Annotated in this window: 11 protein-coding genes; 5 read left to right on the top strand and 6 right to left on the bottom strand. The window is 61.6% G+C overall.

Translation table 11 applies throughout. The features are described 5' to 3' along the window. Window positions 1-91 precede the first annotated feature (91 nt). From B3C38_RS12310 to B3C38_RS12285, 6 genes are all read right to left on the bottom strand, one after another. The gene (locus tag B3C38_RS12310; RefSeq protein WP_286727275.1) at window positions 92-1,147 is read right to left on the bottom strand and encodes an aldose epimerase family protein; all 1,056 of its coding nucleotides are present in this window, start codon (window positions 1,145-1,147) and stop codon (window positions 92-94) included. Window position 1,148: 1 nt separating this feature from the next. After that, a complete protein-coding gene (gltX, locus tag B3C38_RS12305) occupies window positions 1,149-2,684 on the bottom strand; it encodes a glutamate--tRNA ligase (RefSeq protein WP_286727274.1) in 1,536 nt (511 codons plus the stop codon). A gap of 1 nt (window position 2,685) precedes the next feature. Continuing rightward, window positions 2,686-2,964, bottom strand: coding sequence for a hypothetical protein (locus tag B3C38_RS12300; RefSeq protein ID WP_087403273.1), 279 nt, complete (start codon window positions 2,962-2,964; stop codon window positions 2,686-2,688). 57 nt (window positions 2,965-3,021) lie between these two features. Further along, window positions 3,022-4,122 (bottom strand): redox-regulated ATPase YchF, encoded by a 1,101-nt coding sequence (ychF, locus tag B3C38_RS12295; protein ID WP_022333453.1) that lies wholly within the window; start codon window positions 4,120-4,122, stop codon window positions 3,022-3,024. Window positions 4,123-4,314: 192 nt separating this feature from the next. Next, the gene (locus B3C38_RS12290; protein ID WP_286727272.1) at window positions 4,315-6,312 is read right to left on the bottom strand and encodes a glycoside hydrolase family 97 protein; all 1,998 of its coding nucleotides are present in this window, start codon (window positions 6,310-6,312) and stop codon (window positions 4,315-4,317) included. Between the two features lie 124 nt (window positions 6,313-6,436). Next, window positions 6,437-7,615, bottom strand: coding sequence for a DNA-binding transcriptional regulator (locus B3C38_RS12285; RefSeq protein ID WP_286727271.1), 1,179 nt, complete (start codon window positions 7,613-7,615; stop codon window positions 6,437-6,439). Between the two features lie 311 nt (window positions 7,616-7,926). On the opposite strand from B3C38_RS12285, the gene B3C38_RS12280 reads away from it, so the two are divergent. From B3C38_RS12280 to B3C38_RS12260, 5 genes are read left to right on the top strand one after another with little or no spacing between them, the layout of a single operon-like run. Then, a complete protein-coding gene (locus B3C38_RS12280; protein ID WP_256166445.1) occupies window positions 7,927-10,839 on the top strand; it encodes a GH92 family glycosyl hydrolase in 2,913 nt (970 codons plus the stop codon). Window positions 10,840-10,850: 11 nt separating this feature from the next. Further along, window positions 10,851-11,693: an endonuclease/exonuclease/phosphatase family protein gene (locus B3C38_RS12275; RefSeq protein WP_022333457.1), complete on the top strand. Its 843-nt coding sequence runs from the start codon at window positions 10,851-10,853 to the stop codon at window positions 11,691-11,693. 9 nt (window positions 11,694-11,702) lie between these two features. After that, window positions 11,703-13,634 (top strand): alkaline phosphatase, encoded by a 1,932-nt coding sequence (locus B3C38_RS12270; RefSeq protein WP_286727270.1) that lies wholly within the window; start codon window positions 11,703-11,705, stop codon window positions 13,632-13,634. A 39-nt stretch (window positions 13,635-13,673) separates the two neighbouring features. Further along, window positions 13,674-15,257 carry an MGH1-like glycoside hydrolase domain-containing protein gene (locus tag B3C38_RS12265; protein WP_286727299.1) on the top strand — a complete coding sequence of 528 codons (1,584 nt, stop codon included), beginning with the start codon at window positions 13,674-13,676 and terminating at the stop codon, window positions 15,255-15,257. Between the two features lie 16 nt (window positions 15,258-15,273). Next, entirely contained in the window at window positions 15,274-16,278 is a 1,005-nt protein-coding gene (locus B3C38_RS12260) for a metallophosphoesterase family protein (RefSeq protein WP_237957693.1), read from the top strand. Window position 16,279 lies beyond the last annotated feature (1 nt).

Below are 16,279 nucleotides of genomic sequence, written 5' to 3'. Positions count from 1 at the left end.
ATCTCCCGTGTCCGTCCGCTCGTTCACGCCGGGTTCTTGTACGAAAAATCCCTGCTACATGTAGCAGGGATTTTCGTTTTGCCGGGACAGCCTAAAAGGTGCCGAACCGGAAGACAATCTTCTGGCAATAGAGTTCGCCGGGTCTGAGCAGCGGCGACGGGAAATCGGGGTGGTTCACGGCGTCGGGGTAGTTCTGGCATTCGATCGCCACGCCGTCGTAGTCGTTGTAACGTCCGTCGGTCTTGGTTTCGGGGCATCCGCCTGCGAGCCAGTTGCCGGTGTAGACCATCACGCTGGGCTGCGACGAAAGTACCTTTACGCAGCGCCCCGAACTTTTTTCGCGCAGTTCGCCGACCTCGCCCAGGATGTTGGGCTGCCACCCGTCGATGACGAAAGGATGGTCGTACCCCTTGAAATCGCGGATGTGGTTGAACTCCGAGCCGATGCCGGGGCGGAAGGGCCTGAATTGGCGGAAGTCCTGCGGGGTGCCCGCTGCGTCGAGCAATTTCCCGGTCGGGATTTGCTTGTCGTTCATTTCGAGCACCTTCGAGCTGTTCAGGCGCAGTTCGTGGTCGAGGATCGAACCGCTTCCGTCGCCCGCGAGATTGAAATAGACGTGGTTCGTGAGGTTCACGACCGTCGTTTTGTCCGTCTTGGCGAGGTAGGTGATCTCCAGGGCATTGTCGTCGTCGAAATCGAATACGGCTTCGACGTTCAGCTCGCCGGGGTAATTCTGGTCGCCGTCCTCCGACAGGAGCGACATGACGACGCGGTTGGTCTCGACACGGCTTTCCCAAAGACGGTTGGCGAAATTTTTCGTGCCGCCGTGCAGGTGGTTGGGGCCGTTGTTGACCTCCAGCGAGTATTCTTTGCCTTCGATGGTCATGCGTCCCGATGCGATACGGTTGGCGCAGCGGCCGACGCTCTTGCCCGAGGCGGCGCCGTCGAAGAAGTAGCCTTCGGGATGTTTGTAACCGAGCACCACGTCGTCCATGCGGCCTTCGCGGTCGGGCATCGTCACGGAGACGATCGCGGCCCCGAAATTCGAGAGCTTCACTTTGGCGCCCTTGTCGTTGCGCATCGTGTAGAGGATGATCGCCTCTCCTTCGGGCGTCATGCCCCATACGTGTTGTTCGATAGTTACCATATTATTCTGCGGGTTTTAAGGTTGCCAGGATATGGTCGATGCGGCGCAGGGTCTCCTCCTTGCCGATGAACGACGTCACGTCGTACATGCCGGGGCCCTTGCCGGCGCCGACCAGGGCCAGGCGCAGCGTGTTCATCACCTGCCCCATGCCGTAGCCTTTCTGCTCGATCCAGCCGTGTACGATCCGCTCGGTATTTTCCAGCGAGAAATCGTCGATCGCGGCCAGTACGCTGCGCAGTTCGCGCAGGATTTCGGAGTTCTGCCCCTTCCAGTATTTCCTGGTCTGCTTCTCTTCGTATTCGGCCGGGGCCACGAAAAAGAACGACGTTAGATCCCACAGGTCGGTGATGAACGTGGCGCGCTCCTTCATGATGCCGGCGGCGCGGCCTGCGACCTCGTCCGCGACCTCGATGCCGTGCCCGCGCAGGATCGGCTGGTAGAGCGCGGCCAGTTCGGCGTCGCTCTTATGGTGCATGTACTGTGCATTGAACCATTTTGCCTTGTCGGGCTGGAAGCGTGCGCCCGACTTGGAAACGCGTTCCAGCGAGAAATTGTCGATCAGCTCCTGCATCGAGAAAATCTCCTGCTCGGTGCCGGGGTTCCACCCCAGCAGCGCCAGCATGTTGATGAATGCCTCGGGGAAATAGCCGTCCTCGCGGTATCCGTGTGCGGTCTCGCCCGTCGTGGGGGATTTCCAGAAGAGCGGGAATACGGGGAATCCCATCTTGTCGCCGTCGCGTTTCGAGAGCTTGCCGCCGCCCGTGGGTTTGAGCAGCAGGGGCAGGTGGGCGAACGCGGGCTGCGTCGCCGTCCATCCGAATGCCTTGTATAGCAGGTAGTGCAGCGGCAGCGAAGGAAGCCACTCTTCGCCGCGGATGACGTGCGAGACCTCCATCAGGTGGTCGTCGACGATGTTGGCGAGGTGGTAGGTGGGCAGTGCGTCGGCCGATTTGTAGAGCACCTTGTCGTCGAGCGTCGAGGTGTTGACCTCCACGTGGCCGCGGATCAGGTCGTCCATTTCGACGACTTCGTTTTCAGGCATCCTGAAACGGATCACCCACTGGTCGCCGCGGTCGATACGCGCCCTGACCTCTTCGGCGGGCAGCGCCAGCGAGGTGGCCAGCTTTTCGCGCACGGTGTAATTGTAGGCGAATGCCTCGCCGCGTCCTTCGGCCTCCCTGCGCAGGGCGTCCAGCTCTTCGGCCGTGTCGAACGCATAGTACGCCCATCCGGCTTCGACCAGCTGCAGGGCGTATTTGAGGTAGATTTCACGCCGTTCGCTCTGGCGGTAGGGGGCGTGGGGGCCGCCCGCGCCTACGCCTTCGTCGATCCGGATGCCGCACCACTCGAGCGATTCGAGGATATACTCTTCGGCGCCCGGTACGAAACGCTGCGAGTCGGTGTCCTCGATGCGGAGGATCATTGTGCCGCCCATCTTGCGGGCGAATAGGTAGTTGTAAAGGGCCGTGCGGACGCCGCCGATATGCAGCGGCCCCGTGGGGCTCGGCGCAAAGCGCACTCTTACGGGTCTTGCCATGTTATGATTCTATTTTGTTTTTGTCGTTTCGTTTCAGTTCGTCTTCCCTGCGCCGGGCGTAAGCGTCGTATTCGGGCGTATCCGGGAAATCGCGCCACGCCCTGCCGCACCTGCGCAGCCCGGCGGCCGCGACGATTGCCATGCCCGCGCAGGCTGTTCCCACGATTGCCGCCGTGATAATCCACATCGTGCGGTTACGCAGGATCGCAGCGGCGAGGATCAGGCCGAAAAGCACTCCCTGCGTCCGGCGGGAGAACAGTATGCTGCACAACGTGTCCATGTCCGGGGTGTCCTTATTGCGGGTGTCCGCTGCGTTTCGGTGTGCCGGATGGGGACGTCAGACGTTGAACAGGAAGTGCATGATGTCGCCGTCCTGCACGACGTATTCCTTGCCCTCGATGCCTATTTTACCGGCGTCGCGGCACGCTTTCTCCGAGCCCAGCGCCACGTAGTCGTCGTACTTGATGACCTCGGCGCGGATGAATCCTTTTTCGAAGTCGGTGTGGATGATACCTGCCGTCTGCGGGGCTTTCATGCCGCGCACGTATGTCCAGGCCCGCGACTCGTCGGCGCCCGTGGTGAAGAACGTTTCGAGGTTCAGCAATTTGTAGGCCGATTTTATCAGGCGTGCCACGCCCGATTCCTCAAGGCCGAGGTCTTCGAGGAACATCTGCCGCTCCTCGTAGCTTTCCAGTTCGGCGATGTCGGCCTCCGTCGCTGCTGCGACGACAAGCATTTCGGCTTTCTCGCCGGCGATGGCCGCCTTCACCGCTTCGGTATAGGCATTGCCCGTCACGGCGCTTTTCTCGTCTACGTTGCAGACGTAGAGCACCGGTTTGTCGGTCAGCAGGTTGAGGTCGGCGACCAGCTTGCGGTCTTCCTTCTCCAGTTCCACCGTGCGGGCGCTGTTGCCCTGTTCGAGTGCGGCTTTGTATTGCAGCAGCAGCTCCACGGCACGCCTGGCGTTCTTGTCGCCGCCCGAGGTGGCCTGCTTCTGCGTCTTGGCGAGGCGGTTTTCGATGGTTTCGAGGTCTTTGAGCTGCAACTCCGTGTCGATGATGCCCTTGTCGCGCACGGGGTCGATCGACCCGTCCACATGGGTGATGTTGCCGTTGTCGAAGCAGCGCAATACATGGATGATGGCGTGCGTGTTGCGGATGTTGGCCAGGAATTTGTTGCCGAGCCCTTCGCCTTTCGACGCCCCTTTCACCAGCCCGGCGATGTCCACGATCTCGATCGTGGTCGGGATCACCCGTTTGGGATTGTCGATCTCCGCCAGTTTGACAAGCCGCTGGTCGGGAACCGTGATGACGCCCACATTGGGCTCGATGGTACAGAAAGGAAAGTTCGCCGCCTGCGCCTTCGCATTGGACAGGCAGTTGAAAAGGGTCGATTTACCCACGTTGGGCAAACCTACGATGCCGCATTGTAAAGCCATTCTATTTATTTGTCGTTAGATTTCAATAACGCCTGCAAAGATACGAAATTCTTTTCATATTGTCATCGCAGGCAGGGGGTTTCGCACGGTTCCGCCTGCGATTTCCCGCTTTGCAGGGCAGCGCCGGACGGATCGCCCGCAATGAAAAGGCAGCGGCCTGCGCAGGCCGCTGCCTTTTGGGGGCAGGCTGGTTTATCGTGCGTAGATGCGGGCGGCATAGCCCCCGCCCGGGGCCATCCGGATCTTCAGCCTGCGATCCTGCGGCAGCTCCGATACGGTCTTCCTGAAGTCGCGGGCTGCCCGGTCGGCGTTGATGCCGTCGGCGAAACTCTCGACGTCGTAGTTGCCGTTGCCGATGAACGACAGATCCAGCTCCAGTTCGCGGGGTGTCCAGTCGGTCATGGCGCCGATGTACCACGTGTCGCCCGAGCGGCGGGCGATGGCGATATATTCGCCCACCGAACCCGTGAGGGCCACCGTTTCATCCCATACGGTCGGGACTGAGGCCATGAAAGCGAAGCACTCGGGTTCCTTCATGTAGTTCGACGGCGAATCGCAGAGCATCGTGATCGGCGACTCGAAGACCACGTACTCGGCCAGCTGGCGGCAGCGGGTGCCCTGGCTCATGGGTTCGCTGTGCACCGGGCGGTAGTTGCCGCGCGAGGCATTGCGCATGGCTCCCTGCGTATAGTCCATCGGCCCGGCGACCATGCGGATGAACGGCATCGTGACGTCGTATTTCACCATGTCGGTCGATTCGGCCGACCATTTCAGCTGTTCGAGGCCGAACACGCCCTCGTAATTGAGTACGTTGGGCCATGTGCGGTTGAGCCCCGTGGGCTTGAATACGCCGTGGAAATCGAGCAGCATCTTATGTTCGGCGCAGACTTCGGCGGCGCGGTGCAGGAAATCGACCATCCGTTGGTCGTCACGATCCATGAAATCGACCTTGAAACCCTTGACGCCCATGTCGGCGTAATGTTTCACGACGCGTTCCATGTCGCGCTCGAAGGCGTAGTAGCCCGCCCAGAGGATGATGCCTACATTGCGCTCGCGGCCGTATTCGACCAGTTCTTCCAGGTCGATCTCCGGCACTACCTGCATCAGGTCTGCCTGTTTGTTCACGGCCCATCCCTCGTCGAGGATCACGTATTCGATCCCGTGCTGCGAGGCGAACCAGATATAATACTTATAGGTTTCGTTGTTGATGCCCGCCTTGAAATCGACGTCGTAGAGGTTCGAGGCGTTCCACCACTCCCAGGCCACTTTGCCGGGTTTGATCCACGAGGTGTCGGCGATCTTCGAGGCCGGGGCGAGGCGGTAGACCAGGTCGTTGTCGAGCAGCTGGCTGTCGTCCTTCGATACGGCCATTACGCGCCACGGGAACGACCGGGTGCCTTCGGTCGCGGCGATGTAGGGTTCGCGCTCCGTGACCAGCATCTGCAACTGGTTGTGGCCGCCCTGTTCCTCTTTTTTGGGATAGGGGGCGAACACGCCCTTCAGCACGGGGGCCTCCGTCGAGTTGTTGAGGAAGAGGCCCGGATAACCCTGCAGGTCGGCCTCGGTGATGACCATCTTGCGGCCGCCGGGAAGTTCCACCAGCACGGGCAGGAAGATCAGTTTGCGGGGGTCGAGCTGCGTCAGCGGGAGACGGGTGTAGGTGTTCTCGAACGAATTGCGGAACTGCCCTTCGAAATCGAGCTGCCGCTTGTGTCCGACATAGGGGGCGTACGCCGTATAATCGCCCGGGAAGGTATAGGCGACCTGCTCGTTCTCGACCTGGATGCCGTCCTTTTTCCGGGTCGTGAAACGGTAGGCCAGCCCGTCGTCGTAAAGGCGGACTACCAGCCCGTAATCGCCGCGCATCGTAAGCTCGAGTTCGTTGTAGTGGTCGCGGACGCTGCTCTTTTTGTAGAACGGCGAGGCGATCCGTGCGTCGGCCGTATTTTTCCTGGCCCTGGTGACTTTGGGGTTGCTGCCCAGTACTTCGCCGCCGCCGAGCGTCATCGAGACGGGCGACGGGGCGAGCAGCGTTTCGCCGTCGGCCGAGAGCGAGATCCTCAGGTCGGAACCGGTGGCGACGGTGGCCTGCAGCGTGCCGTCGGGCGAGGTGAGCGTGTAGTTTTTCTGTGCCATGAGCGGCAGCGCGCACACGGTGCATGCGAATAGGAATAACGGTTTTAAGGACATAGATTCGGTTTGAAGGTTAATTTGCCCCGAAGATAGTAAATCCTCCGCAAAAAACGGCCGATATGCCTGAATTTTGATCTCTGCGCGGAACGGAAGGGGCGGGACACCTGTTTGCGGGACGGTGCTAACGCCTTTTCGGGGCTACCTGATCGCGGTATTCCGACGGGGTGATGCCCTTTAGCTGCCTGAAGGTGCGCGAGACGTTCTTGATGTCGGAGAAGCCCAGCTCGGCGGCCGCCTCGGATACGCTCAGCCCTTCGCACAGCAGCTGCATCATCTTTTCGATGCGAGTCTGGATGATGTAATCGTAGATCGAGGTGCCCATGCTCTTTTTGAAACGGGTTTCGAGCAGGCGGCGCGACAGGGGTACCAGCTTCACCAGATCGTCCACCGTGATCTTCTGGCTGATATTCTCATGGATGTAGCGCAATACCTCGGCGATGTGCGGGTCGTTGTTGGCATAGATGTCCGTCGATTGCCGGGTGATGATGTTGAGCGGCATCACCATGACGTCTTCCCATTCCGCTTCAGGGTTGCGGATCAGCCGGTCGATCAGCCGTGCCACGTCGTAGCCGCCCTGCTCGACGCCCTGGCTGAGCGACGAAAGGTTCGGGGCGGAGAGCTTGCAGATTGTCTCGTCGTTGTCTACCCCCAGGATGGCTATGTCGTTCGGAATACGCGAATTTCCCCCCCCCTCGATCTGGAGGCACGCCTCGGTGATATGGTACGCCTGGTTGTCGTCGCAGGCCATGATGGCCACCGGTTTGGGCAGCGATTGCAGCCACGTGATGAGCTGCGCCGTGTCGTAGTACCACAGGTCGTTCTGGGCGCCGCTGCGCAGCGACGAGAAGGTGAAATCGGGGTTTGCCTGTTCGACGGTCTCGCGGAAACCCTGGCAGCGTTCGTCCGAGAAGTCGATGCCCCGCGTCCCGTAGAAGGCAAAATTGCGGAACCCCTTTTTCAGGAAATACTCCGCGGCCATGCGGCCGGCAAGGTGGTGCGGCCCGGTGATGTTGGGGATCGTCGTGAAACGCTTCTTGAAATCCTGCGCGATGGCGATGATGCCGTTTTCGCGGAACAGACCGACGTTGTCCGTGTTGTAGAACTGCCCGATCACGGCGTCGGCCTTCATCCGCACGGCCCATTCGACCACCGCCTCTATGCCGAACTTGTCGCGTATCGACAACGGCAGCCGGCAAAGGCTCCACGCCTGCGCCGTGTCGTGCGCATAGCGGGCCATGCCGAGCAGCAGTTCGCGGGCATAGGCTTCGGAAAAATCGGTCAGGAAAATTACGCGTGCCATGGTCTGGTTGGGTCTCTTCGAGGGTAAAGATAGCTTTTTTTCGGGAATTTTCTGCCCCAGGACAGAATTTCGGGCGAAAAGGCACTCCTGCCGGGGTTTCGGCGCCGGATAGGAAGGTTCTGCGCGATGTGAGGATGTAAAAGCGCAAATAGCCACGGACGGGACGCTTCTCTTCTCTTATATTTGTATAACCTAAACTGCGACCGGTTCCGATGCTGCGCAGATACGGCTGCCGGGGTTTGCAATACCGCCCCGGAATCCTTATCTTTGATGGAACGCTTTACGGACGGGGCGCATACACCGAAACTGCCATGACCAAAAAACTTACCTTCGCCTTGCTGGCCCTCGGGCTCCTTGCGTGCGCGCCGCGGCCGGCCGGCCCGGTCGATTATGTAGACCCGTTCATCGGCACGGGTTACCACGGGCATACCTACCCGGGCGCAACGACGCCGTTCGGCATGGTGCAGCTCAGCCCCGACACGCGTGCCGGGGACTGGGACGCCTGCGCCGGATACCATTACGACGATACGACCATCGACGGTTTTTCGCATACGCACCTCAGCGGTACGGGGTGTGCCGACCTGGCCGACATCCTGTTCCATCCCACCACGCGCGAAATCGTGTTGCACGACGGCGCCTGCGTCCTGCAGCCCTATTTCTTTTCGCACGGGGACGAGAAGGCCTCCTGCGGCTATTATGCCGTGGAGTTACCCGGTGAAAATATCCGGGTGGAGCTTACGGCGGCGCCCCGTACGGGCGTGCATCGCTATACCTTTACGGGCAAGGGGCCGCGGCAGGTGGTCGTCGACCTGATGCACACGATCGCCGAGGAGCAGGTCGACATGCGCGAATTGCGGACGACGGCGCCCGATGAGATCGCCGGGATGCGCCGCACGCAGGGGTGGGTGCCCGACCAGTATGTCTTTTTCTCCGCCCGTTTTTCGGAGCCTTTCGCCGACGTGCGGCTGCTGGGCGACAAACAGGCCGTGCTGACCTTTGCGCCGGACACCGAAACGCTTACGATAGCCGTCGGGTTGTCGTCGGTCAGCGCTGAGAATGCCCGTCTCAACAGCGTCGCCGAGGTGCCGGAGCTGGATTTCGATGCCGTGCATGCGCGTGCCGCCGCGCTGTGGCGCGAAGCGCTGGGCGACATCGTCGTCGAGGGCGGTTCGCGCGACGAAATGGTCAATTTCTATACGGCGCAGTACCATACCAAGCTGACGCCCAATCTGATGAGCGATGTCAACGGCGAGTACCGCCGTCACGACCAGCGCATCGCGCGTATGCCGCAGGGCGGTGCCTACTATTCGACATTCTCGCTGTGGGACACTTTCCGCGCGTGGAACCCGTTGCAGACGCTGGTGGATACGACGTTAGTCAACGACATGATCCGCAGTATGCTCGACATGTACGACATAACGGGCGAGCTTCCGATCTGGCCGCTCGCGTCGGGCGAGACGGGGACGATGATCGGCTACCATGCCGCGTCGGTCATTGCCGACGCCTACCTGAAAGGTATCCGCGGATACGATGCCGAAAAGGCGCTCGATGCGATGATCCGCTCGTCGAACATCAATAAGAAAGGTTCCGATTACTATGTGGCACAGGGGTTTATACCTTCCAATATCAAGCGCGAGTCGGTCTCCTGCACGCTGGAATATGCCTACGACGACTGGGCGATCTCCCGCATGGCCGGGGCTATGGGCCGGGACGACGTCGCCCGGGAATATGCGCAGCGGGCGCTCAACTACGCCAATGTCTTCGACGGATCGACCTGTTTCTTCCGCGGCCGCGGGACGGACGGCAACTGGTCTGAGCCGTTCGAAGAGTTCGCCACGGGGCGCGACTATACCGAGGCCACGCCGTGGCACTACCGTTTCTTCGTGCCGCACGACGTGAACGGGCTCGCCGGGCTTTTCGGCAGCCGCGCGGCATTCGTCCGTGAACTGGATCGGCTCTTTACGCTCGAATCGGACGAGATGCAGCTCGACGTAAGCGACGTGACGGGGCTCATGGGGCAGTATGCCCACGGCAACGAACCCAGCCACCACATGGCCTACCTCTACAATTATGTCGGGCAGCCGTGGCGGACACAGGAGCTCACGCGCAGCCTGCTGCACGGGATGTACGCCCCGACGCCCGCGGGGATCATCGGCAACGAGGACTGCGGCCAGATGTCGGCGTGGTACATCTTCTCCAGCCTGGGCTTCTATCCCGTCTGCCCCGGCTCGAACCAGTTTGCGCTGACCGCACCCCAATTCCCGAAGGCCGTCGTGCGCCTGGCCAACGGCCGCACGCTGACCGTTACGGCAAACAACCCCCGCCGCAATACCTATATCGCTTCGGTGACGCTCGACGGAGTGCCCGTGACCGAAAATTTCATCACCTACGAACAACTGATGCAGGGTGGGGAACTGCATTTCGAACTCCGTGCGGAACCCGATTACGCCCGTGGAACGGATGCCGCAGCAGAGCCCTATTCGCTTACGCGCGGCCAGGTCGTTTCGATTCCCTATACCACGCAGAACGTGAGCCTCTTCACCGAGCCTGTGCCCGTCGCCCTGGCCACGACGACGGCCGGAGCCGAAATCCGCTATACGCTCGACGGCTCGGAGCCGGACGAAACCTCGGTGCTCTATGCCGGGCCCGTCGTTGTCGACCGCTCGCTGACGCTCAAAGCGCGGGGATTCAAACCCGGAGCCGCACCGAGCCGTACGCTGACGCTCCAAGCCGAGAAGGCCGTATTCCGCAAGGGACTGCCCGGAGCGGGCGCGGCCATGCGTCCGGGTGTCGCCTATGCCTGTTACGAAGGCGTGTTCTCGCATGTGGACGAGATTCGCCGGGGAAAGCTCGTGGCGTCCGGGACAATGCCCGAGCCGTCGATTGCCGATGCCCCGCAGGAAGACCATTTCGGATATATTTTCAACGGCTGGATCCGTATTCCCGAACGGGGCGTGTGGGAGTTCATGACCAAGAGCGATGACGGCAGCGTGCTCGTGATCGGCGACCGGAAGGTGGTCGACAACGATGGGTCGCACGCTTCGGTCATGGCGACCGGGCGCGTGGCGCTCGAAGCGGGTCTGCATCCCTATACGCTCATGTATTTCGAGGATTACGAGGGGCAGGATCTCTCCTGGGGCTGGAGGGCGCCCGGAGCGGCTCTCTTCGAGCAGATCCCCGCGGAGCGTTTGTACGTTGAATTTCCCGATTGTCCCGCTGATTAAACTATAAAGTTATGAAACGATTGTTCTATCTTCTTGCGGCAGCGGCGTTCACTGCCTGCGGTTCGGCCACGACGCTCAGCGTCATGACCTTCAACATGCGTTACGACAACCCCGAAGACGGGGCGGACAACTGGCGTTTCCGCCGCGGGCGGGTCGCCGAGGTGATCGCTTCGCACGGCGTCGACGTTTTCGGCACGCAGGAGCTGCTTGCCAACCAGCTCGGCGACCTGAAGCGTTTGCTGCCCGGCTATGCTGCGGTGGGCGTCGGCCGTGAGGACGGTGCCGAGGCGGGCGAGTTCAGTGCCGTATTTTACCGGCGGGATCGTTTTACGCCCCTCGAATCCGGGACTTTCTGGCTGAGCGAAACCCCCGACGTCGCAGGCTCGAAAGGGTGGGACGGCGCCTGCGAGCGCGTGGCAACCTGGGTCGTACTGCATGACAGGGAAGGGGGCCGGGAGTTCCTCTTCGTCAACACCCACCTCGACCATGTAGGGCAGGTCGCCCGCGACGAAGGCGTGAACCTGCTCAGGGAGCGCATCGAAGCGCTGCGCGGGGATCGGCCTGTGATCCTGACGGGCGATTTCAATTCCGAGCCCGGCTCGTCGGTCGTGGCGCACGTGCAGAAAGACGGCGTACTGCATGACGTGAAGCAGGTCGCCGCCCGTAAATCCGGCACGGAGTGGAGCTTTTCCGACTTCGGGCAGATACCCGAGGCCGAACGCCCGTTGCTCGACTACATCTTCGTGAGCGACGGCATCGCCGCCGACCTTTACGAGGTGCTGCCCGATACGCTCGGTGGCGGTTATGTCTCCGACCATGCCCCCGTGATGGCCATCGTCAAATTCGAAAAATAACATCCCGCAATGAAAAAGATACTCAAAATCTGGCTGCTGTTCGCAGCACTGTGCACCTGCGCCACGGCTGTGGCCGAGCGCCCCATCCTGATCCATTCGCACAACGATTATTGCCGCCGTGCCCCCTTCTGGCAGGCGTACGCCCAGCAGGTCTATTCCATCGAGGCCGACGTGTTCCTGCACGACGGCAAGCTGCTCGTGGGGCACGAGGTCGAAGACCTTTCGCCCGGCATGACCTTCGAGGCGCTCTACGTCGAACCGCTGGTGACGCTCTTCGGGCGTAACGGCGGGCGGGCGTGGAAGGATTCCGGCGAACACCTTCAACTGATGGTCGAGCTCAAGTCTGCTACCGAACCGACTTTGCAGGCCGTTGCGGCATTGCTGGGCCGCTATCCCGAGGTGTTCGATCCGGCGGTGAACCCCGAGGCCGTGCGCGTCGCCGTCACGGGGCGTGTCCCGGCACCGGCCGATTTCGGCAAATATCCCTCCTATATCCGTTTCGACGGGGTGTGGGATGCCGACTATACGCCCGCGCAACTGGAGCGCATCGCCCTCGTAAGCGCCGATTTCAGCGACTATTCGCAGTGGAACGGCAAGGGCTCGATCATCCCGGCCGAGCGTGCGGAACTGGAGACGGTCATCGACCGCGCGCACGCCTGGGGAAAACCCGTGCGTTTCTGGGGCGCCCCCGAAGGGACGACGGTTTACTATACCTTTTATAATATGGGTATCGACTACCTCAATACCGACCACCCCGAGGCGTGCGCCGCGTTCTTCGATGATTTCGGCAACAAGAATTTCCAGATCGGCGAATGCCGCACGGCCGCCGAAGGCGTGACGGGCACCAAGCGCCTGGACAAGACCACGCGCGATTTCCGGGGCTTCCAGAACGACAAGCTGCAACTCTCCAAGGGCATCGACGTCTACACTCCGACTTACCGCAACGACGGGGGCCGGGGACGGGTTCGCAACGTGATCTACCTGATCGGCGACGGCATGGGGCTGTCGCAGATCGTGGCGGCTTTCTATGCCAACAAGGGGCTGTCGACCCTGCAGATGAAATATATCGGCCTGCAACAGAACAATGCGCTGGATGCCTTCACGACTGACTCGGCTGCCGGCGGCAGCGCCCTGGCCACGGGCGAACGCCATGATAACCGCCATATCTCGATGAGCCCGGAGGGCGTGCCCTATCCCTCGCTGAGCGATTTCTTCCACGACAGGGGGCTGCCCGTGGGCGTCGTGACGCTGGGTAACATCGCCGATGCCACGCCGACGGCCTTCTACGGGCATTCGGTCGAGCGCGACAATGCCGACGAGCTGACCCGCTGCCTCATGGACGGGCGCATCGACCTGCTCTGCGGCAGCGGCATCCGTGAATTTACGCGCCGCAAGGACGGGATCGACCTGGTCGGGGAGCTGGAGAAACAATACGATTTCGTGCGTTCGGTCGATGGGATCGATGCCGCGAAGGGCAAGGTCATCTGCATCGACGAGGCGATGGACGACGCGGCCGAGGAGGCCAACCTTACGCTGCTGGCCGATGCCACGCGCGCTTCGATCGCCAAATTGCGGGAACGCGGCGGCGAAGGGTTTTTCCTGATGGTCGAGGGTGCCAAGATCGACTATGCGGGGCACTCGCGCTGCCTGCCCGGTTCTATTATCGAAATGTTGAGCTTCGACCTGGCCGTTGCCGAGGCGCTGAAATTCGCCGACACGAACGGCGAGACGCTCGTCATCGTCACGGCCGACCATGAAACCGGCGGCCTGGTGGTGGTCGACGGCGACGAGCATACGGGGCGCGTGACGGGCGTCTATGTCTCCGACGACCATACGCCCGCTATGCTTCCGGTATTCGCCTACGGCCCGGGCGCCGACAAGTTCTGCGGCACCTACATGAACACGGAGATCGCACGCAGGATAAAATCACTGATAAAATAACCGCATACTATGACGCTACGCAAACAAATCGCGGCATTCATGTCGCTGGTCTTCGCAGCGGGCACGGCAGGGGCGCAAGACCTCAAATCGGGGCCCTACAAGCTGCCCTACAAAAACACCTATGTAAAGGAGGTATTCGTGGCCGAGAACGAGTTCCGCACGGCCAAACCCGAACACATCAAACCCCGGACGTTCGCCGAGGCGCGCAAGATCCTGCCCTCGCCCGTGTGGGAAGGGCATGAAAAGGAGGTCGAGATGTACTGGCACGCCTGGCAGATCGCCGTGGGCAACATCCGCCAGCCGCAGGAGGGCTCCGGGTTCGTGTCGCCTTACCTCGATATTGCCTACAACGGCAATATCTTCATGTGGGACGCTTCGTTCATGATGATGTTCGCCCGCTACGGTTACCGCTTTTTCCCGTTCCAGCGCACGCTGGACAACTTCTACGCCAAGCAGCATCCCGACGGGTTTATCTGCCGCGAGATCCGTGCCGACGGCTCCGACTGCTTCGAGCGCTACGATCCCACCTCGACGGGGCCCAACCTGCTGCCGTGGGTCGAACTGATGTATTACCGCCAGTTCGGCGACATCGACCGCCTGCACAAGGTTTTCCCCGCCCTGTGCGCCTATGCCAAGTGGTGGCGGCTCAACCGCACGTGGCCCGACGGCACCTACTGGTCGAGCGGGTGGGGGACGGGCATGGACAACATGCCCCGCGTGAAGCCCGAATACAACCCGATCTTCTCGCACGGCCACATGGTATGGCTCGACACCAACCTGCAGCAGATGCTGGTCGACGAATCGCTGCTCAACATCGGTTTCCACATCGAACGCTGGCAGGAGATCGAGGACATGGAGGACGAGATGAAACGGCTGCGCGCCTATGTCAACGAGCACCTGTGGAACGACGCGACGGGTTTCCTCTACGACCGCTACGGCGACGGGTCGCTCTGCACGACCAAGGGGATCGGCGCCTTCTGGGCCCTGCAGGCCGACGCGCTGGACAAGGGGCGGATGGATCGCATGGTGGCGCACCTGGCGGACACGGCCGAATTCGACCGTCCGCACCGCGTGCCGTCGCTCTCGGCCGACCACCCGAAATACAACCCGACGGGCCGTTACTGGCAGGGCGGCGTATGGCCGGGTGCCAATTACATGGTCATCGACGGCCTCTACCGCAAGGGCTACCATGACCTTGCGCTGGAGGTGGCCGAAAACCATTTCAACGCCGTATTCGAAGTGTGGAAGAATACCGGGACTTTCTGGGAGTACTATGCCCCGGAGAAGATCGAACCCGGGTTCATGGCCCGCAAGGACTTCGTGGGCTGGGCGGGGCTGCCGCCGATCGCGGTGTTCATCGAGTATATCCTCGGCATCAAATCCGACTATTCCGAGGGGCGTATCGTATGGGATATCAACCATACCGAGGCCCACGGCATCGACCGCTATCCCTATGGCCCCGAGGGTGTCGTGGGGCTGAAGGTCAAGGGCCGCAATTCAGCCGGGGACGTGCCTGCGGTGAGCGTTACGACCAACGTGCCGTTCGACCTGACGGTGACGTGGGGCGACGGGCAGAGCCGCACCGTCCGCGTGGAGAAAAGCGGCAGCGTGAAACTGAACTAAGGAACCTAACCTACCTATGAAAAAGATAACGACTCTTATGTGTGCCGTCGCCCTGTGGTGTTCGGCACAGGCACAGGCGCCCGCCCTGCATTTCGGCCGGGACGGCAAATTCCGGATCGCACAGTTCACCGACGTGCACCTCGACCTCGGTACGCCTTACCGCCGGGCGCAGGCGGAAAAAACCATCGCCCAAATGCGCTACATCCTCGATGCGGAGCATCCCGACCTGGTGGTCTTCACGGGCGACGTGGTGACGGGCAAGCCCGCCGCCGAAGCGTGGCACCGCGTGTTGGAGCCCGTCGCGGAACGCAACCTGCCGTTTTGCGTGGTGCTGGGGAACCACGACGCCGAGCAGGATCTCACACGCGCGGAGATCGGCCGCATCGTCACCTCGTATGCCGGCACGCTCAATACGCTCGGCGCCGGGGGCGAACTGGCCGACGTGGTGCTGGAGATCGCCGGGACGACGCAACCTGCGGCATTGCTCTACTGCCTCGATTCGCACGATTATTCAACAATCCCGTCTATCGACGGCTACGGCTGGTTCACGCAGGAGCAGGTGGGCTGGTACCGCGCCCGCAGCGCCGCCTATACCGCGGCCAACGGCGGGAAGCCGCTGCCGGCGCTGGCGTTTTTCCATATCGCCCTGCCCGAATACGTCGCTGCATGGCGGAACCCCGACAATACGCATGTCGGCCGTGCCGCCGAGGATGAATGCCCCGGGGCGCTGAACCCCGGCATGTTCGCCGCGATGGCCGAGTGCGGCGATGTGATGGGCATCTTCGTGGGGCACGACCACGACATCGACTATGTGGTGGCCGAGAAGGGTATCGCCCTCGGTTACGGCCGTTTTTCGGGCGACGATACGACCTACAACAACCTGCGGCCGGGGGTGCGCATCCTCGTGCTGACCGAGGGCGAACGAGGCTTCGAGACGTGGATACACGAGCGCGACGGCCGAATTGCAGACCATGTGGAATTCCGCGGCGGGAAAGTTGCGAAAGTCAAAAATAACAACTGAT

The sequence above is a fragment of the Alistipes sp. UBA1686 genome, assembly GCF_002320215.1.
Classification (GTDB): Bacteria; Bacteroidota; Bacteroidia; order Bacteroidales; family Rikenellaceae; genus Alistipes; species Alistipes onderdonkii.
This window is presented reverse-complemented; position numbering and strand designations above follow the sequence as displayed.